This window comes from Nocardia sp. NPDC051052, assembly GCF_044456045.1.
Taxonomy (GTDB): domain Bacteria; phylum Actinomycetota; class Actinomycetes; order Mycobacteriales; family Mycobacteriaceae; genus Nocardia.
In genome coordinates this window covers 166241-183979 of the sequence record NZ_JBITFL010000010.1, presented here as the reverse complement: position 1 = coordinate 183979, position 17739 = coordinate 166241, and the positions used below count along the sequence as shown (strand labels likewise).

At 66.8% G+C, this 17739-nt stretch carries 13 protein-coding genes; 9 read left to right on the top strand and 4 right to left on the bottom strand.

Translation table 11 applies throughout. The features are described from left to right. Positions 1 to 147 precede the first annotated feature (147 nt). Positions 148 to 1224, bottom strand: a complete 1077-nt coding sequence (locus ACIBCN_RS31455) for a substrate-binding domain-containing protein (RefSeq protein WP_396995327.1) — start codon at positions 1222 to 1224, stop codon at positions 148 to 150. Positions 1225 to 1275: 51 nt separating this feature from the next. Here ACIBCN_RS31455 and ACIBCN_RS31450 point away from each other — a divergent pair, with 51 nt between their 5' ends. Further along, positions 1276 to 1707, top strand: coding sequence for a MarR family winged helix-turn-helix transcriptional regulator (locus ACIBCN_RS31450; RefSeq protein ID WP_396995326.1), 432 nt, complete (start codon positions 1276 to 1278; stop codon positions 1705 to 1707). Between the two features lie 2019 nt (positions 1708 to 3726). On the opposite strand, the gene ACIBCN_RS31445 is transcribed toward ACIBCN_RS31450, so the two are convergent. Next, positions 3727 to 4722, bottom strand: coding sequence for an alpha/beta hydrolase (locus ACIBCN_RS31445; RefSeq protein ID WP_396995325.1), 996 nt, complete (start codon positions 4720 to 4722; stop codon positions 3727 to 3729). A 430-nt stretch (positions 4723 to 5152) separates the two neighbouring features. Here ACIBCN_RS31445 and ACIBCN_RS31440 point away from each other — a divergent pair, with 430 nt between their 5' ends. Together ACIBCN_RS31440 and ACIBCN_RS31435 are read left to right on the top strand one after the other, a co-directional pair. Next, complete coding sequence (locus tag ACIBCN_RS31440) at positions 5153 to 5542, top strand: hemophore-related protein (RefSeq protein WP_396995324.1); 390 nt, start codon at positions 5153 to 5155, stop codon at positions 5540 to 5542. Positions 5543 to 5704: 162 nt separating this feature from the next. Continuing rightward, positions 5705 to 7000 carry a M18 family aminopeptidase gene (locus ACIBCN_RS31435; RefSeq protein WP_396995323.1) on the top strand — a complete coding sequence of 432 codons (1296 nt, stop codon included), beginning with the start codon at positions 5705 to 5707 and terminating at the stop codon, positions 6998 to 7000. Here the strand turns inward: ACIBCN_RS31435 and ACIBCN_RS31430 are convergent. Continuing rightward, positions 6952 to 8256: a glycosyltransferase 87 family protein gene (locus tag ACIBCN_RS31430; RefSeq protein WP_396995322.1), complete on the bottom strand. Its 1305-nt coding sequence runs from the start codon at positions 8254 to 8256 to the stop codon at positions 6952 to 6954. The two genes, ACIBCN_RS31435 and ACIBCN_RS31430, sit on opposite strands and share 49 nt — an antisense overlap. A 351-nt stretch (positions 8257 to 8607) precedes the next feature. Between ACIBCN_RS31430 and purL the strand changes: the two genes are divergently transcribed. Further along, positions 8608 to 10902 (top strand): phosphoribosylformylglycinamidine synthase subunit PurL, encoded by a 2295-nt coding sequence (purL, locus tag ACIBCN_RS31425; RefSeq protein ID WP_396995321.1) that lies wholly within the window; start codon positions 8608 to 8610, stop codon positions 10900 to 10902. Then, positions 10902 to 12656 carry an alpha/beta hydrolase gene (locus ACIBCN_RS31420; RefSeq protein ID WP_396995320.1) on the top strand — a complete coding sequence of 585 codons (1755 nt, stop codon included), beginning with the start codon at positions 10902 to 10904 and terminating at the stop codon, positions 12654 to 12656. Before purL ends, ACIBCN_RS31420 begins: the two co-directional genes overlap by 1 nt. Before the next feature lie 54 nt (positions 12657 to 12710). On the opposite strand, the gene ACIBCN_RS31415 is transcribed toward ACIBCN_RS31420, so the two are convergent. Continuing rightward, positions 12711 to 13001, bottom strand: coding sequence for a YiaA/YiaB family inner membrane protein (locus ACIBCN_RS31415; RefSeq protein ID WP_396995319.1), 291 nt, complete (start codon positions 12999 to 13001; stop codon positions 12711 to 12713). A gap of 194 nt (positions 13002 to 13195) precedes the next feature. Here ACIBCN_RS31415 and ACIBCN_RS31410 point away from each other — a divergent pair, with 194 nt between their 5' ends. From ACIBCN_RS31410 to ACIBCN_RS31395, 4 genes are all read left to right on the top strand, one after another. Next, positions 13196 to 14932, top strand: a complete 1737-nt coding sequence (locus ACIBCN_RS31410; RefSeq protein ID WP_396995318.1) for an alpha/beta hydrolase — start codon at positions 13196 to 13198, stop codon at positions 14930 to 14932. Continuing rightward, the gene (locus tag ACIBCN_RS31405; RefSeq protein ID WP_396995317.1) at positions 14929 to 15564 is read left to right on the top strand and encodes a lysostaphin resistance A-like protein; all 636 of its coding nucleotides are present in this window, start codon (positions 14929 to 14931) and stop codon (positions 15562 to 15564) included. Before ACIBCN_RS31410 ends, ACIBCN_RS31405 begins: the two co-directional genes overlap by 4 nt. A 174-nt stretch (positions 15565 to 15738) precedes the next feature. Next, a complete protein-coding gene (locus ACIBCN_RS31400; protein ID WP_396995316.1) occupies positions 15739 to 17208 on the top strand; it encodes a serine hydrolase domain-containing protein in 1470 nt (489 codons plus the stop codon). Positions 17209 to 17347: 139 nt separating this feature from the next. Then, a complete protein-coding gene (locus tag ACIBCN_RS31395; RefSeq protein WP_396995530.1) occupies positions 17348 to 17728 on the top strand; it encodes a sterol carrier family protein in 381 nt (126 codons plus the stop codon). The last annotated feature ends 11 nt before the right edge of the window (positions 17729 to 17739 follow it).

The following is a 17739-nucleotide window of genomic DNA, read 5'->3' as shown; positions in this document are numbered from 1 at the left end:
GCGTGTTTTGCGTGCGCGGTTCGCGGCCCGTCGCGCGTCCGAGCTGTCGAAGCGCATGCGCCGCAGGCGCGAGTCTCGACAGCTCGGACGCGCGACATCAGGGGGCCGCGAACACGCGGCGCCGCAGGCGCCGCCATTAGACACAGCTCAGGTGATTCTGGCGACGATGTCGAATCGCACACCGTTCGCGCGGGCGATGTAGCCGTGCTGAATGGCCTGGTTGCCTTGGAAGGCTCGCTGCCCGCCCGGGGTGTCCAGCAGCACGCCGTGGTCGATGGCGCCGAGCACGTCGGGCACCCGCAGCGAACCCACCGCGTGCGCGAGCCCGGCCAGCGTGTGAATGGCCTCGTAGGTCATGTTGCTGAAACTGGTCAGCGCCGGCGCGAATTCGCCGTGCAGCTTGCGATAGCGGTCGACTCGGTCCCGCCCGTCGGAGGTGTGCTCGTCGATGAAGAAGCTGGACGCGACATAGAAGTTGTGGTTGGCGCTCGCACCGCCTGCCAGTAACACGTTCTCGTCGGCGGCGGGGCTGATCCGCAGCTGCGCGGCCGCGCGTCCGGTCGCGGCGAATTGCCGGTTGAACCGGGACACATCCGCGCCGACCATCAGTATCACCACGCCGTCGGCCAGGTCCAGCGCCGGATGGTTCAGGAAGTCGCCGAAATCGGGTGCGCCCAGCGGCACGAACCGCTCCAGTACGACGTCGGCGGGGTCGGTCAGGCTGTTGCGGATCGCCTTGGCCGACTCCCTCGGCCAGATGTAGTCGTTGCCGATGATGGCCCAGCGGCGCACGCCGTGCTCGCGCGCGAGCCAGTGCAGCGCGGGCAGCGTCTGCCCCGCCGGGTGCTCGCCGAGCATCAGCACACCGGGTAGCTCGTCCGGTAGACCCTCGTGCCCGGTGGCGAATAAATAGGGCACCCGGCTGGCGGTCGCCCTGGCCACCACCCGCCGCACCGCGGAGGTGTGCCAACCGGTGATCGCGTCCACCATGCCGGTGGCGAGCAGGGCGGAAACCTCGCTGGCGACCTCGTGTGGTGGGCGCCCGCCATCAATATTCGTAGTACGAATTTCGCGCCCGAGAATTCCTGTGCCCCGGTTGATTTCGTCGACGGCGAGGGAAATCGCCGCGTCGCAGGAGGGTGCCACGATACCGCCAGGTCCCTGCATCGGGACTATGTTCAGGATCTCGATAGTGCCCTCTGGGCTCTCGCCGAACGCCGGCATTCGGTACTCTTCTTCTCGTTAGAGCGAAATTCATGGCAGGCAGGAATAACAATGACGACCATTGTAAGCGGATATTCGACGCTGCATGGTGCGCTGCGTGCCGCGGAACGCGGTTGGCTGCGTCACTTGGACGCCGCACTGTGTGCCAGGCAGCTCACACCCGACCAGTGGTCGATGTTGTCGAATCTCTCCAGTGAGACCGGCATCACCATGAGCGAGCTAGCGGCCAGGTCGCAGCTCGCTCCGTCCTCGGCGACCAGGCACGCGGACTACCTGGCCGAGCGCGGTCTGATCTTCCGGCTGGCGGCGCAGGACGACCGTCGGCGGATCCTGATCGGGCTGAGCCGGCTCGGTGCGGAGTTGGTCGCCGCGGTGCGGGCCGAGGAGGCGCGGGCGGAGCAGGAACTGCGTTCCCGGATCGGTGCGCGTCGCTACACCGAACTCATGCGACTGCTGGAACTCGTTTCAGCGAACCCTGAGTAACGCGAATTCAAGGACAAATGTCCTGAAAGTCCGATCCGTCGGTAATTGCCGCGATCGGCCGCCCACTCGTCAATTCTGTGTGGAATTGATTGACACCAAACGATTCGGAATATCCGAAGCGTAAACCTTTCTGATTCGGGTCATTGACGCGGTGCCGTCTGTGTGATTGCGGTCCGCACGTGGTGATCGCCAGGGCTGTTGCCGTCTCCCGTTGTGCGCTGTGGCGACTTTTGCCGCCCGGTGGACTATCCGACCACTCCTGCGCTTTTGCATGTGCAACGGGAGGGATGGTATGGGGATTGTTCTATGGGGTCGCGTTCGATGGATTTGCTTGCGCCGGTTGAGCATTGGGCTGGCCGGTCGATCGTCCAATTCGATTAATGAGTATTGGCGTCCAATTAAATTCGCCGCCCAGAACGGGGGTGTGTCGTTGAATTTGCCGACACGCCGAGTCGGTTCGAGGTTTGTTCCGTGACAGTTGGCATGATCACCAACGCTAAGTCATCCATGGATCGACCTACTATCAGGAGGAACAATGCTGCTGCCCGTGGTTGGAAGTATGGCCGGTGCCGCTGTTGCCGCTCTGTGCGTGATTCTCGGCATCATCGTCGCGGTCGTCTAAGTTTCCAACTGGCCGAGTTCGTCAAACGCCTCCGATGTGAGGCAATGTCGGCTACTTTCTGATATGTCGAGGAAGTCGACAGTATGAAATCGACGGTGGCGACCGCTGCCGATCGATCAAATCGTTCGACCTACCATCAGGAGAAACAATGCTGCTCCCCGTCGTTGGAAGTATGGCCGGTGCCGCTGTTGCCGCTCTGACCGTGATTCTCGGCATCATCATCGCGGTCATCTAGTTTGCTGCTCTGATCGAGATCACGAAGCCGCCTCCGCAGTGAGGCGGCCTCGGCCGATTTTTGTATCGGCCTGGGATGTTCTACAGTCTTCAATCGGCAGTTGGCGTCCTCGCTACTGCTCGATAAATTGATCCACCGACAAACAGGAGAAAAAATGCTGCTCCCCGGTGTTGGTAGTTTCCTCGGTGCTGCTGTCGCGGCCCTCGGCGTGATTCTCGCGATCATCATCGCCGTCGTTTAATCAGCAGCCTTCCAGCTAGCTGAGTTCGTGAAATGCCTCCTCGGTGAGGCGAACCTCGGCTGATTCGCTGTGGTCGAGGCAGCTCGACATCTGATCAAGCTCGACCGACAAACAGGAGGAACTGTGCTTCTGCCCGGTGTTGGTAGTTTTCTGGGTGCTGCCGTCGCGGCCCTCGGCGTGATTCTCGCAATCGTCATCGCCGTCGTCTAACTAGTAACCGTCCGGTCTGCTGCGATCGAGATCGTGCCGGATGCTCCGCTGAATCGAGCGTCCGACTGGAAGTCTCCGAGCAGGCCGAGATCATGAACGCCTCCCGAGTGAGGCTGTTCGACATTCACAAGCCACAAACTGGCAATGATGGCCACTGCGCATCGCAGTGGATCAATCCATAAACAGGAGGAAGAATGCTGCTCCCCGGTGTTGGTAGTTTTCTCGGTGCTGCTGTCGCGGCCCTCGGCGTGATTCTGGCGATCATCATCGCGGTCGTCTAGTTTGCACCCGCCCAGCTGGGCCCCTGTCTAGCTGGACAGATCGAGATCGTGCCGGACGCACTGCAGGCGTCCGGCACGATCTCGTTTTCGGCTATAAGCACGTGCGAGAAAGCCGCAATGTATTGCTGACGCGCCTGCACGGGTGACTCTTGATGTTGTAGCTCAGAGCACCGGCGGCGCTTCCCCCCGAGAAACGGCCGTGCATCTGTCGCGCCGCTCGACTCTGAATACGTACCGCGTTGCTGGTGTCCACACCCACGCTGTCGGACAACTCCTGTCCTGCCGTGCTGCCCGCTGATCCGCCTTGTACCCGCGGCCTGCCGTGTCCGGCACGGTTACGCACGCCCGGCAAACGCAAGGAAGGACCGGGCGGCCCGCGAGCAGGCCGTACCCGGTCCTCCAGGAACCGTCTAGCTGCTGGTCGTAGCGGTTAGGCAGGCAAGCCCATACCTTGCGCCAGCACCGGCCAGGACGCCTTCAGCTCGTCCTGCCAGTAGCCCCACGAGTGCGTGCCGGAATCCCGCAGCGCGTATGTGGCCGGGATACCGAGTTCGTTCAGCCTGGTCTGCAGATTGTGCGCGCAGTTATTGGTGGCCGCCTCGATCATGCCGCCGATGATGATCTGATTGGCCAGCCCGCTCACGCCCGGCTGGGTGTGCGGGCCGTCCAGGGTGTCATAGCGGCCGGGCAGGCCGTTGCCCGACGAGATATACAGCTCCGTGCCGCGCAGCCCTTCAGCGTTGATGTACGGATCGTTGGCGACCCAGTCGGGTGATCCCGTCGGCCCCCACATGTTTTCGTGGTTGGCATTGCCGTACCCGTCGACCACGAATTTGACGAACCGCGAACCGAGCGGATCGCTGGTCTGGGCGCAGCCGCTATAGGCGGCGGCGGCTTTGAAGAGGCCAGGCTTGGCGATGGGCAGGGCAAGCACCGTGGTGGCCGAGGTGGAGATGCCCGCGATGGAATTCACGCCATTGGTGCCGAGGGCCGCGTCGATGATGGGCGGCAGTTCTTCGGTCAGGTAGGTCTTCCACTTGTTGCGCCCGAGTACCGGGTCATCCTTGATCCAGTCGGTGTAATAACTGAACATGCCGCCGATCGGCAGCACCAGGTTGACGTTTTTGTCCGCCATGAACTGGCGGGCGTCGCTTTGCGCCTGCCAGGAGGCGATGTCGATGCCGCCGCCCGCGCCACTCAGCAGATACAGGGCGGGCCTCGGCGCCGAGGTATCCGCGGGGCGCTGAATCTCGACCGGAAAGGTCTTGTCCATTGCCGCGGAATAAACCTGAAGTCGGATATTACGATCGTCGATGGACTCGGTGTCGGTTATCCGCGAGCCGTCGGGTGAAGTAACCGAGGTGGTTACCAGTTTCGCGTCGGTGGCCGGATCGGCCGTAGCCGTCGACACCCCCAATGTTGTCATAGCGCAGGCGATCAGTCCGGACGCCGCGATGGTGGCTACGGAACGTGATCTGCGGGAGTTGTGCGCTTCTGCGTTTACGCTCCAATTCATAGGACAAGCTTTTAGCACGCCGCCCGTACTGTTCGTGCGGCGACACGATGTAATGTCCGAATTACGTAGAATGGCTTACGAACTGGTCAGTTGACATGCGGCGGTATCCGTTGCCGCTATGGGGCGCAACGATGTTCGACGCGCCAACGCCGCCGGAAAGGTCCGTACGGAAATATTCGGCGCGATTCGCCCATGTCCGGCAGTCAAAGCACGCTCGGCGAATCCGGCGTAAACGTGCGCTGACCGGACGCGGTCGGTGACCCGTGGAATTCCTTGGGTACCATCACCGCCGGGGTATTCAGCCCCGAACATCCGATCGAGCTCTCCGAAGGGTGAATTCATGAAGATGCTCAACCCGCGTTACGCCTTCGCCTCTCTCGCCATCAGCGGGATCGCCGCAGGTGCTTCGTTGTTCGGAACGGGAATTGCGTCCGCGGATATGATCGGCGATCTCTCGCCGCTGCTCACCTCGCAGTGCTCCTTCACGCAAATTGACGGCGCGATCCACACGGAACTGCCGGAGATGGCGGCGCGGCTCGACGCCTCACCGATGCAGAAGGGCATGTTGAAGATGGCGTACGAGGTCGCGCCGGACGTGCGTGCGAATACGCTGCAGCAGCTGGTCGGCCAGAAAATGACCAACGGTCTGGATCAGGCCCTCGGCGACAGCCCGGAACTCGGCTCCAAGATGAGCCGGGTGGCCGCGACCTGCGACACGTACGCCAAGTAGTTCAGCACCACCAGTAGTACCGAGCAGCAGCAGGATGACTTAGCGGATGACTTAGCAGGTAGTAGGTGGGCAGGTCGGCGTTCGCGCCTGGCGGGAACGCCACCGGCCCTGCCCTGATCAGCACCTTCCGTGCACAAGATCACCGGACCCTAGGATCGCAGCATGCCCGTTTCCACCACTGCTGCCACGGCCACCGGGTTGTGCGCGTTCATCGATGAGTCGCCCTCGCCCTTCCACGTCTGCCGGACGGTGGCAGCCGAACTGGACGCGAACGGTTTCACCCGCCTCGACGAATCGGCACCGTGGCCATCGGACGGCCCGAACAAGCACTACGTGGTGCGGGGCGGCTCACTGATCGCGTGGGCGACGGCGGACGCCGCGGGGGTGACACCGTTCCGGGTCGTCGGCGCGCACACCGACAGCCCGAACCTGCGCGTCAAACAGCATCCCGATCTGGCGTCGGCGGGCTGGCAGCTGGTCGGCCTGGAACCCTACGGCGGGGCGTGGCTCAATTCCTGGCTCGACCGCGAGCTCGGCATCTCCGGGCGGCTCACCGTGCGTGACGGAGATGCGGTGCGCGAGCAGCTGGTTCGGATCGACGAGCCGATCCTGCGGGTGCCGCAGCTGGCCATTCACCTGTCCGACGACCGCAAGGGTGTCACGCTGGATCCGCAGCGGCATGTCAACGCGGTGTGGGGCGTCGGCCACGAGCCACGTGCCTTCTTGGCCTTCGTCGCCGAGCGTGCGGAGCTCGACCCGGCCGCGCTGCTCGGCTGGGAACTGATGACGCACGACCTGGCGCCGAGCCGAATCGTCGGCCGCGACGGGGATCTGGTCAGCGCGCCGCGGCTGGACAACCAGGGCACCTGCTACGCGGGCCTGCACGCCTTTCTCGCCGCGGCCGAAGCGCCGGGCGCGGCGATTCCCGTGTTCGCCACCTTCGACCACGAGGAGGTCGGCAGCCAGTCCGATCGCGGCGCCCAGTCCGATCTGCTCCCGACGGTGCTGGAACGGATCGTGCTGTCGCGCGGCGGCGATCGCGCCGAATTCTTTGCCGCGGTGGCCGCTTCGGTCTGCGCCTCCGGCGACATGGCACACGCGACGCACCCCAACTATCCCGAGCGGCACGAGCCCGCCCACCGGATCCAGGTGAACGGCGGTCCGGTGCTCAAGGTCAATCAGAATTTGCGCTACGCCACCGACGCCGTCGGCGCGGGCGCGTTCGCGCTGGCGTGCGCGCAGGCGGGAGTTCCGTTGCAGCGCTACGTGCATCGCGCCGATCTGCCGTGCGGCTCGACCATCGGCCCGATGACCGCGGCGGGCACCGGCATGACGACGGTCGATGTCGGTGCGGCCCAGCTGGCCATGCATTCGGCGCGCGAAATCATGGGCGCCGCCGATGTTCCGGCCTACGCCGCGGCGCTGGCCGCCTTCCTGACGCCCGCCGTCACCGGGTGATAGGTCGCCACCGCGACGACGAACACCGCGAGGGTGGCGAGCACATAACTGCTGCCGATGAGCTGTTGCCACCAGGCCCAGCCGAGCTCCTTGTCCTCGGAGTGCGGCAGTAGCCACTGCGGTCCGATGATGAACATGACGGTCAGCGCGCCGACGGAGCCGAGGAACAGTGGGCTGCGCCGGCCGCGCACGATCGCGTCGGCCGTCACCACCAGCGCGGGCGCGATCCATACCCAGTGGTGGGACCAGGAGATCGGCGAAACCAGCAGCACCACCGCGGCATTCACCATCAGCGCGGCCACGTTCGCGCCCGCGGCGATCAGCCTGCGCATCCAGACGGCGGCCAGGGCGATCGCCACCAGCGACAGCGCGATCCACAGCAGGGTGGCCACCGAGTCGGCGACGCCGAGCCGGAACACCATGCCCTTGATCGACTGGTTGCCCGCGAAGTACGGCGGCCCGATCCGGCCGGTGTCGGCGAGGGTATGGAACCAATACTCGGTCGAATCGCTCGGGAACAGCAGGAATCCCAGGCCGACCGCGCCGATCGCGGAGACGACCAGCGTGCCCGCCGCCTTCCAGTCCTTACGCAGCAGGAAATACAGCAGGTACCCGCCGGGAATCAGCTTCACCGACACCGCGATGCCGATCAGCATGCCGCGCGGCCAGAATGGCTTGCGCACCAAGCAGTCCAGCGTGATCGCGGCCATCAGCACCAGGTTGATCTGGCCGAAGCCGAAGGTCTGGCGCAGCGGTTCGAAGGTCTGCAGCAGCGCGATCGCGCCGATGACGATCGTCGCGGTGGTGACCCGGGGCAGCTCGGGCCGGATCCGCGCGAGCACCACCCACAGCGTGGCACCGAGGCTGGCCAGCGAGGTCAGCACCACCAGCACTTCGGCGATCGGCAACGGCATCAGCGCGAGCGGCGCGAAGAACAGCGCGGCGAGCGGGGGATAGGTGAACGGCAACCCGATGCCGGCAACCGGCGGCATCGGCCCGTACAGCTCGCCGTCGTCGAGCCAGACCCGGGCGCCGTTGCGGTACACCTGTAGATCGATGTAGCCGGACCACCAGTGGACCAGTAGCGACAGGACCGCGGACGCGGCGAAGAGGCCGATCGCGACCAGTAGCCAGCGCCGCTGGTCCCGCGACAACGGAACACGCGCGGTACCGGCCTGCGCCACGGACGCACCGCTGTTCAGGTTCTTCGAGGCAACCGGCTCAGCGGAATCCGCAACCCCCGATCGTTCGTTCACGGGCCCAGAGTATCTGTGACCGGTGGTGTGACCCGCGTCGGCGCGCGCGGTCCCGGTCGCGGCCTATGACTTGGCACACAGGAATCCGGCGAACCGGGCGGGATGTCGATGCGGCCCGGTGCCCACCAACGGTCACGGCTAAACTTCCAGGCGAATCCCCAGCTTCGCGCTCCCGGCCCGAAAGGACCCCTGACGTGATCGGGTCAAGCGCGGAGGAGGCAGCGCGGCGTAACCACGTAGCGCGCCCGATCAGGTCGAAAGGACACCGACATAATCGGGTCAGGCGCGGAGGAGGTAGCGCGGCGTAACCACGTAGCGCTCCCGATCATGTCGAAAGGACCCAGATACCCCGTGACTTCGCAGGTCGACACCGTCAGCGCAGCCGCAGCAACCCCCGACGTGCCGCAACCCTATAAAGAGCTGGGTCTGAAGGACGACGAGTACGCCCGCATCAAGGAAATTCTCGGCCGTCGGCCGACCGACGCCGAACTGGCGATGTACTCGGTGATGTGGAGCGAGCACTGCTCCTACAAGTCGTCGAAGGTGCACCTGCGTTACTTTGGCCAGACCACCACCGAGGAGATGCGGTCCTCGATGCTCGCGGGCATCGGCGAGAACGCGGGCGTCGTCGACATCGGTGACGGCTGGGCCGTCACCTTCAAGGTGGAGAGCCACAACCACCCGTCCTATGTCGAGCCGTATCAGGGCGCGGCGACCGGCGTCGGCGGCATCGTGCGCGACATCATGGCGATGGGTGCCCGGCCGATCGCGGTGATGGACCAGCTGCGCTTCGGCGCGGCGGACGCGGCCGACACTCGGCGCGTGGTCGACGGTGTGGTGCGCGGCGTGGGCGGCTACGGTAACTCGCTCGGCCTGCCGAACATCGGCGGCGAGACCGTGTTCGACCCGTCCTACCAAGGCAATCCGCTGGTGAACGCGCTGTGCGCGGGCGTGATGCGGGTCGAGGACCTGCACCTGGCCTTCGCCTCCGGCACCGGCAACAAGATCATTCTGTTCGGCGCGCGCACCGGCCTGGACGGCATCGGTGGCGTCTCGGTGCTCGCCTCGGACACCTTCTCCGGTGACGAGAGTGGCACCGGGCGCAAGAAGCTGCCCAGCGTGCAGGTCGGCGACCCGTTCACCGAGAAGGTGCTCATCGAGTGCTGTCTCGAGCTGTACGCGGCCAAGCTGGTGGTCGGCATCCAGGACCTCGGCGGCGCCGGGTTGTCCTGTGCCACTTCCGAACTCGCGGCCGCGGGCGACGGCGGCATGCACATCGACCTGGAAAAGGTGCCGATGCGCGCGACCGGGATGAACCCGGCCGAGGTGCTCTCCAGCGAATCGCAGGAGCGCATGTGCGCGGTGGTCACCCCGGAGAACGTGGACGCCTTCATGGCGGTGTGCCGCAAGTGGGACACCCTCGCGACGGTGATCGGCGAGGTCACCGACGGCGACCGCCTCGTCATCACCTGGCACGGCGAGACCGTGGTCGACGTGCCGCCGCGCACCGTCGCGCACGAGGGCCCGGTGTACGAGCGCCCGGTGCGGCGTCCGGACGAGCAGGACGCGCTGATCGCCGACAGCACCGACAAGCTGACCCGCCCGAAGACCGGCGACGAACTGCGCGCGACGCTGCTGCGGATGCTGGCCAGCCCGCAGCTGTGCAGCCGCAAATGGATCACCGAGCAGTACGACCGCTACGTGCGCGGCAACACGGTGCTCGCCGAGCATGCCGACGCGGGCGTCATCCGGATCGACGAGCAGACCGGGCTCGGCATCGCGCTGGCCACCGACGCGTCCGGCCGCTACACCAAGCTGGACCCGTACACCGGCGCGCAGCTCGCGCTGGCCGAGGCCTACCGCAATGTCGCCACCACCGGCGCCACCCCGAAGGCCGTCACCAACTGCCTCAACTTCGGCTCGCCCGAGGATCCCGGTGTGATGTGGCAGTTCCAGCAGGCGGTCCGCGGTCTCGCGGACGGCTGTGTCGCGCTTGGTATTCCGGTCACCGGCGGCAACGTCAGCTTCTACAACCAGACCGGACAGACCGCCATCCTGCCGACCCCGGTGGTCGGCGTGCTCGGCGTCATCGACGACGTGCACCGGCGCATCCCGACCGGACTCGGCCTGGAGCCGGGGGAGACGCTGATCCTGCTCGGCGACACCCGCGACGAGTTCGGCGGCTCCATCTGGTCCCAGGTGGTGCACGACCACCTCGGCGGCGTGCCGCCGGTGGTCGACTTCGCGCGCGAGCAGCTGCTCGCCGAGGTGCTCACCGCGGGTTCGCGCGACGGCATGATCAGCGCCGCGCACGACCTTTCGGAGGGCGGGCTGATCCAGACCGTCGTCGAGGCCGCGCTGGCCGGTGAAACCGGTTGCCGCGTCCTGCTTCCCGAGGATGCCGACCCGTTCGTCACGCTGTTCTCCGAGTCGGCGGGCCGCGTGCTCGTCGCGGTGCCGCGCTCTGAGGAGACCCGGTTCACCAAGATGTGCACCGCCCGCGGCCTGCCGTGGACGCGCATCGGCGTGGTCGACCAGGGCACCGATTCCGTTGAGGTACAAGGACAATTCTCCGTCCCCATGGACGAGCTGCGGGCCGCGCACGAGGGCACGCTGCCGAAGTTGTTCGGAGCAAGCACGATCTGATGACGCCGGAGGCTGAAGCGGTCTCGTTGCGTCTGGCCGGTGGTGCCGGCGAAATCGTCGGCACCGTCGAGCGTTTCTTCCGCCCGAACTATGTCGGGCTGATCGTTGCCACGCTGTTCTTCTCGTTGTCGCTGACTCCTTCGCTGCTGCCGCGGGATTGGCTGTTCGAGGGGCTCATCGGCGGGGTCAACGCGGCCATCGGCTACGGCGTCGGCTGCCTGCTGGAGTGGGCGTTTCGCAGTTGGGTCCGGCCGCGGCTACCCGCTTCCGTGACAAAGGCTTTCGCCGATCTGCCCACGTGGGTGCCCGGCGCGATCAAGGTGCTCGTGGTGCTCGGCTGCGTCGTCGTCGCGATCGTGATGCTGGTGCAGTCGGCGCGGTGGCAGCGCGAGATCACCGAGCTGATGGGGATGGACGACACCACGACCACCGGCTTCCTGCGCACGGGTGCGCTGAGCGCCGCCGTGATCGCGCTGGTGATCGGGGTGTTCCGCGCCGTCCGCTGGCTGGTGAGATGGGTTGCCGGCGAGCTGACCCAGCGGGTGCACATTCCGGGGAGGTTCGCGCTGCCCATCGGCTTCCTGATCGTCACCATCGTGGCCGTGACGCTGTTCAACGGCGTGCTGGCCAAAGGCTTTTTCGCGGTGGCGAATTCGGCGTTCAGCGTGCGCAACAGTCACACCTCGGCCAATGCCACCCAGCCGCAGCTCGCGGAACGGTCCGGCAGCCCGAACTCGCTGGCGAAGTGGGAGACGCTCGGCTCGGAGGGCCGCTGGTTCGTCTCCTATGTGCCGACCGCGGCCGACATCGCCAGGGTCACCGGCAAACCCGCGCGCGAGCCCATCCGGGTCTATACCGGACTGGAATCGGCCGATGGCCCCGAGGCGCAGGCCGAGCTGGCCGCCGCCGAGCTCGAGCGCACCGGTGCTTTCGATCGCAAGGCGCTGGTCGTGGTGACCACGACGGGCACCGGCTGGGTCGACTCGACCAGCGCCGAATCCGTCGAGATGATGTACGGCGGCGACACCGCCATCGTCGCCACCCAGTACTCGTATCTGCCCAGCGTGCTGTCGTTCCTCTCGGACAAGGCGAAGGCGACGCGGATGGGAAAGCTGGTGTTCGACAAGGTGTATGAGCACTGGTCGGCGCGGCCGGCGGCGGCGCGCCCGAAGCTGCTCGTCTACGGCGAGAGCCTCGGCTCGCAAGGCTCGGAGGGCGCGTTCAACGGCCTGACCGACCTGCGCACCAAGGCCGACGGCGTGCTGTGGGTGGGGCCGCCCAACTCGAACCGGCTGTGGGGCGAGTTCGTCGCCCGCCGCGATCCCGGCTCACCCGAGGTGCTGCCGACCTACGCGGACGGACTGGTGGTGCGGTTCGCCGACGGCCGCGGCGACCTGTGGCAGCCGTCGGGCACCTGGCTCACCCCGCGCATCGCCTATCTGCAGCACGCGTCCGATCCGGTGGTCTGGTGGTCGCCGGATCTGCTGTTCAACGAACCGGATTGGCTGCGCGAACCGCGCGGGTCGGACGTGTCGCCGACCATGGCGTGGTATCCGATCGTCACGTTCTGGCAGGTTGCCGCGGACCTGCCGAACGCGCAGGGCGTCACCGACGGGCACGGTCATCGCTACGGCACGTTGGTGCTCGACGCCTGGGCCGCGCTGGCCGAGCCGCCGGATTGGTCGGCGGATCTGTCGGATCGGATCCGAAACTACTTGGAGCAGTCCGCGGTTCGGGAGCGCTCCCTCAAGTAGGACGCCGGCCTGGGCGGACCAGGACCCCTCGTGTACGAGGCCCGCCCAGGCGCGTCAGGACACGGCGTTGAACGGATCGTGCTCTGCGAGCAGCTTTTCCAACCGTGCCTGGTCGATGCGACCGTGCACGGTCGCGGCCTCGTGCTGGTCACGCACCACCTTCGCCAAGGTGAAGGTGCTGGTCACCAGGAACAGCAGCGACATCGCGAGAAAGCCGCGCTGCCACATGTCCAGCGGGAGATAGCAGATGCCGACGCAGACCCCGAAGAAGCTGACGCCGAACGCGATCGCGGCTTGCGCGATGAAGGCCGAAGTGGTTTTCGACTGGGCGTTGGGAGTGCTCATGGGTAAGAATTTTGCCGACACGTGCACCGGCGCAACCGTGTACAACTACTCGAGCAGTCTGGGTAGTTGCCGGTCGCAGCTTAATTCGCACGGTCTGGCGCTATCCTGTGCTCTCGACTGTGATCTGCGTCGATGTGCTGGGTAGCGGCCCGGGCAACGTCCCGTAGGCGGTACCCGACCGCCATACTGTTCGGGTGCTCGAGACCGCCTCCACCCTGACGAAGCTGCGTGCGCGCGGCATCGTCGTCGTGCGGCGCGCGGAAGACATCATCGATCTGAACTATGTCGGGCTGGTCTTCGCGACGGTGTTCTTCGCGCTGTCGGTGACGCCGTCACTGCTGCCGCGTGACTGGCTGTTCCAGGGCCTGATCAGCGGGATCAACGCCGCGCTCGGCTACGGCGTCGGCTGTGTGCTCGAGTGGTTGTTCCGGCTGTGGGTGCGGCCGCGGCTGACGAAGATTCCGCCGCCGCCCACCTGGGTGCGCTACGCGGTGAAGTCCGCGATCCTGATCACCGCCGCGCTCAGCGCCGCGCTGATGCTGGTCCAGTCGGCGCGCTGGCAGCGTGAGATCACCGCGCTGATGGGCATGGCGGGCACCACCACGCCCGCCTACCTGCGCACCGGGCTGCTGAGTTTGTCCGTCGGGATGGCGGTGGTGGCGGTGTACCGGACGGTGCGCGAGGTCATCCGGTTCCTGGCCCGGCTGCTCAACACGTGGGTGCGGGTGCCGCGTGAGTTGGCGCCCGCCGCCGGGTTTCTGGTGCTCGTGGTGCTGGCCGTGACCATCTTCAACGGTGTGGCCTCGCGAGCCTTCTTCGCCGTCGCGAACTCGGCGTTCAGCGTGCGTAACGATCACACCTCGGCCAACGCGACCCAGCCGGTACAACCCGAACGCTCCGGCAGCCCGGCCTCCCTGGCGAAGTGGGAGAGCCTCGGCTACGAGGGCCGCTGGTTCGTTTCGCACGGGCCGACCGCGAGCAAGATCAGTGAGGTGACCCGCAAGCCGGCCCGCGAACCGATCCGCGCCTACGTAGGACTGGAATCGGCGAAGGCCGACCAGGATCCGGCGGAACTGGCCGCCGCGGAACTGGAGCGCACCGGCGCCTTCGACCGGAAGGTGCTGGTGGTGGTGACCACCACCGGAACCGGGTGGGTGAACGGCATGGCGGCCGCGGCCGTCGAGTACATGTATGGCGGCGACAGCGCGATCGTCGCCTCGCAGTATTCCTATCTGCCCAGCGTGCTGTCCTTCCTCGCGGACCGTGGCAAGGCGACGACCGCGGGCCGAGCCATGTTCGACGCGGTCTACCGGCACTGGAGCGCGCGGCCACCGCAGCAGCGGCCGAAGCTGCTGGTGTACGGGGAGAGCCTGGGCTCGCAGGGTTCCGAGGCCGCCTTCGACGGGCTCGCCGATCTGCGGACCAAGGTGGACGGCGCGCTGTGGGTCGGGCCGCCGAACTCGAATCGGCTTTGGGAACAGTTCGTTTCGCGGCGCGACCCAGGCTCGCGGGAGATCGAGCCGGTGTACGCCGACGGCCTGGTGGTGCGATTCGCCTCGGACAGTGCCGATCTCGCGCGCCCGTCCACCGAGTGGCGGCCGCCGCGGATCGCCTATCTGCAGCACGCGTCCGACCCGATCGTCTGGTGGTCGACGGATCTCATTTTCTCGCAACCGGATTGGCTGTCCGAGCCGCGTGGCGCGGATGTGTCCTCGCAGATGCGTTGGTGGCCGTTCGTCACCTTCTGGCAGGTCGCCGCCGACCTCACCAACGCGCAGGGCGTCACCGACGGGCACGGGCACCGCTACGGGAATCTCGTGCTCGATGGGTGGGCGGCCATTGCCGCGCCGCCGGATTGGAGCGCGGGGGTGTCCGATCGAATCAGGACCGAGATCGAGACCGCCGAGGATTTCGAGCGGGAGACGAAATGAGTACCGCTCCGGAAACCGTTGCCGCCATTGGTATTCCATTGGCTTGGAGCAATTGGGTGTTGCCGGGGCTCGGGCTCGGCGTTCGGGGTAGGACCGCCGCCAACGCGGGATTCGCCACCGCTTACGTCGTCGCCTTTCGCGGAGCGCCGAATTGGTGCTCGGCGAAGGGGTTTCGGTATGGCGCTGTATCGGCCTCGCTGGTTGCCGCCGGTTACGGTGTGGCCCTCGCGATTCCGTCGGTGCGGAAACGGTTGCACGAGTTGGACGATCGTGGACCGGAGGTATCTTCCGCGGAATGGATCGCGGTGCATATCCCGATCGGCACCGTCTACAGCGAAGAGATGATCTTTCGCACCACCCTGGACCCGTTGCTGGACAACACGTTCGGCTCTCGTCTCGGATCGGTGCTCGGCGCACTGACCTTCGGCCTCTGGCATATTCACCCGGCTCGCGCCGCGGGCGACAGCGTCCCGGTGGCGATCGCCGCCACGGCCGCGGGCGGCGTCGCCCTGGGTTGGCTGCGCCGTCGTACCGGAAGCGTCACCGCCCCGGCTCTGCTGCACCTGGCCATCAATGCGGGCGGTGCCATCGCGCCACGCCTGGCGCGGCTTCTCGGGACTGCCCGACCGTAGGCACGGCCCGGCCCGGCATCGCCGGATTCGTCGATTCGAAGGACTGAGACCCCCTTTCATCAGGCAAAACAAATAAGTACGTCATGCGCACTTGCGCACAACGTTCCGTTGTGCGTACAGTGTTCGCAACAGGAGAACGGCGTACTCGCCGGGGATTCGGATCAGGAGAAGAACATGTCGAACAACGTGAGCTGGAGTGCCAAGGGCGACTGGAAGGTGCAGGGGAACTGGGGCAGCGCCGACTCGGTCGGCCGGAAGTTCTCTCCCGCGCACTGGCAGCAGCGGCTCGACGAACTCCGCGCGGCCCACCACGTGCCCGGCGCGTCGCTGGCGATCCTGGTCGACGGCAAGGTCTACGAAATCGCCAGCGGCGTACTGCATCGCGGCACCGGGGTGCCGGTCACCACCGACTCGGTGTTCCTGTGCGGCTCGATCGCCAAGGTCTACACCGCCACGATGATCATGCGCCTGGTCGACCAGGGCAGGCTCGACCTGGACGCGCCCGTCGTCGGCGTGCTGCCCGAGTTCGCGACGCCGGACGAGGAAGCCACCAAGGTGATCACGGTCCGCCAGTTGCTCAGCCACACCGGCGGCGTCACCAACGACTTCAATTTCGATGGCGGCCGCGGCGATGACTGCCTCGCCGAATATGTCCGGGCCGCCCGGGAAGTCGCGCTGGACTGCAAGCCGGGCACGGCGGTCTCCTACGGTGGCCTCGGCTACATCGTGCTCGGCCGTGTCATCGAGGTGCTCACCGGCATGACCTGGGACGCGGCCGTACAGGACCTGCTCGCCACCCCGCTCGGCCTCGACCATCTAGTGACGCTGCCGGAGCAGGCGCTGAAGTTCCGCACCGCGATGAGCCACCTCGGCGAGCCGGGCCAGTACCCGGATCCGACGCCGGAGTGGGACATCATGCCGCGCTCGGTCGCACCCGCGGCGCGGGTCATCAGCACGGCGGGTGACATGGTGCGGTTCACCCGGATGCACCTCGAGGGTGGCCGCGCCGCCGACGGAACGTCCGTGCTGTCGCCGGAAATCGTTGCGGCGATGCAGCATCGGGAGATCGACGTGCCGGACAAGTGGACCGTCAGCGCGGACGGCTGGGGCCTCGGCTGGACCACCTACGACTGGAACGGCATCAAGGGCTTCGGTCACGACGGTGCCGCCATCGGGCAGTACGCCTACCTGCGCGCCATCCCCGAAGCCGGGGTCGCCGTCGCGCTGCTCACCAATGGTGGTGGCGCGCGCCAGCTCTACGCGGCGCTGTTCCGCGAGCTGCTGGCCGAGCTGGCCGGGGTGCGGATGCCGGAGGCCTTCGCGCCCGCCGAGCCGCCGGTCCAGGTGGACATCGATCCGTTCGTCGGCGCCTATCGCCGCGCCGGCGTGGTCATCACGGTCAGTAAGCAGGATGACGGCTCGGGCCACATGCTGTACGAATTCGTCGACGATATGAAGGACATGTCCCCGCCGTTGAGCATGGACCTCACCCCGGTCTCGGCGACGGTCTTCGCCGCCTCCGGCGCGGGCCCCTCGTTCAGCGAGGACTACATGCCCGTCGTGTTCGCGACCCTCGCCGACGGCACCGAGGCCTGCTACGTCGGCATGCGTGCGGCCCCGAAGGACGCGCCGACCGCCGACTGATCAGTGCCGAAAACCGAAGGGCCGGGCGGTAACCCGGCCCTTCGGCGTGCGTTCAGGTGCCAGTGGTTGTCGCGCGATCGAGAGCGAGTGGTCCGGCGGAACGCGGGTGTGGGTGGCCGAGACCGGTAATCTCGGCGAGGTGGCGCGACAATCGGTGAGTCCGGCCGACCTGCGGTCGGCGGTGGATGCGGTGCGCGAATGGCTGCGCGACGACTCGGTGGCCGCGCCGGCGCGGACCGAGCTCGCGGCCGCCGTTCGCACCACCGCGCGCACCCTGGCGGCCTCGGCCCCGGGCCATTCGGTGGAGGTGCGCGTGCCCCCGTTCGTCGCGGTGCAGTGCATCGAGGGCCCACGGCACACCAGAGGCACCCCGCCGAACGTCGTCGAGACCGACCCGCGCACCTGGCTGCTGCTGGCCACCGGCCTGCTGGACTTCGCCACCGCCCTCGACTCCGGCGCCCTCACCGCCTCCGGCAACCGGGCCGGCGAAGTCGCCCACTGGCTCCCCATCACCAGCTGACCCCCCGGGGC

Bases quoted from the DNA above. Each gene is read 5' to 3' on its own strand.
- ACIBCN_RS31450 (WP_396995326.1), top strand. From the start codon at position 1,276: ATGACGACCATTGTAAGCGGATATTCGACGCTGCATGGTGCGCTGCGT.
- ACIBCN_RS31440 (WP_396995324.1), top strand. From the start codon at position 5,153: ATGAAGATGCTCAACCCGCGTTACGCCTTCGCCTCTCTCGCCATCAGC.
- ACIBCN_RS31420 (WP_396995320.1), top strand. From the start codon at position 10,902: ATGACGCCGGAGGCTGAAGCGGTCTCGTTGCGTCTGGCCGGTGGTGCC.
- ACIBCN_RS31415 (WP_396995319.1), bottom strand. From the start codon at position 13,001: ATGAGCACTCCCAACGCCCAGTCGAAAACCACTTCGGCCTTCATCGCG.
- ACIBCN_RS31455 (WP_396995327.1), bottom strand. From the start codon at position 1,224: ATGCCGGCGTTCGGCGAGAGCCCAGAGGGCACTATCGAGATCCTGAAC.
- ACIBCN_RS31405 (WP_396995317.1), top strand. From the start codon at position 14,929: ATGAGTACCGCTCCGGAAACCGTTGCCGCCATTGGTATTCCATTGGCT.
- ACIBCN_RS31435 (WP_396995323.1), top strand. From the start codon at position 5,705: ATGCCCGTTTCCACCACTGCTGCCACGGCCACCGGGTTGTGCGCGTTC.
- ACIBCN_RS31400 (WP_396995316.1), top strand. From the start codon at position 15,739: ATGTCGAACAACGTGAGCTGGAGTGCCAAGGGCGACTGGAAGGTGCAG.
- ACIBCN_RS31445 (WP_396995325.1), bottom strand. From the start codon at position 4,722: ATGACAACATTGGGGGTGTCGACGGCTACGGCCGATCCGGCCACCGAC.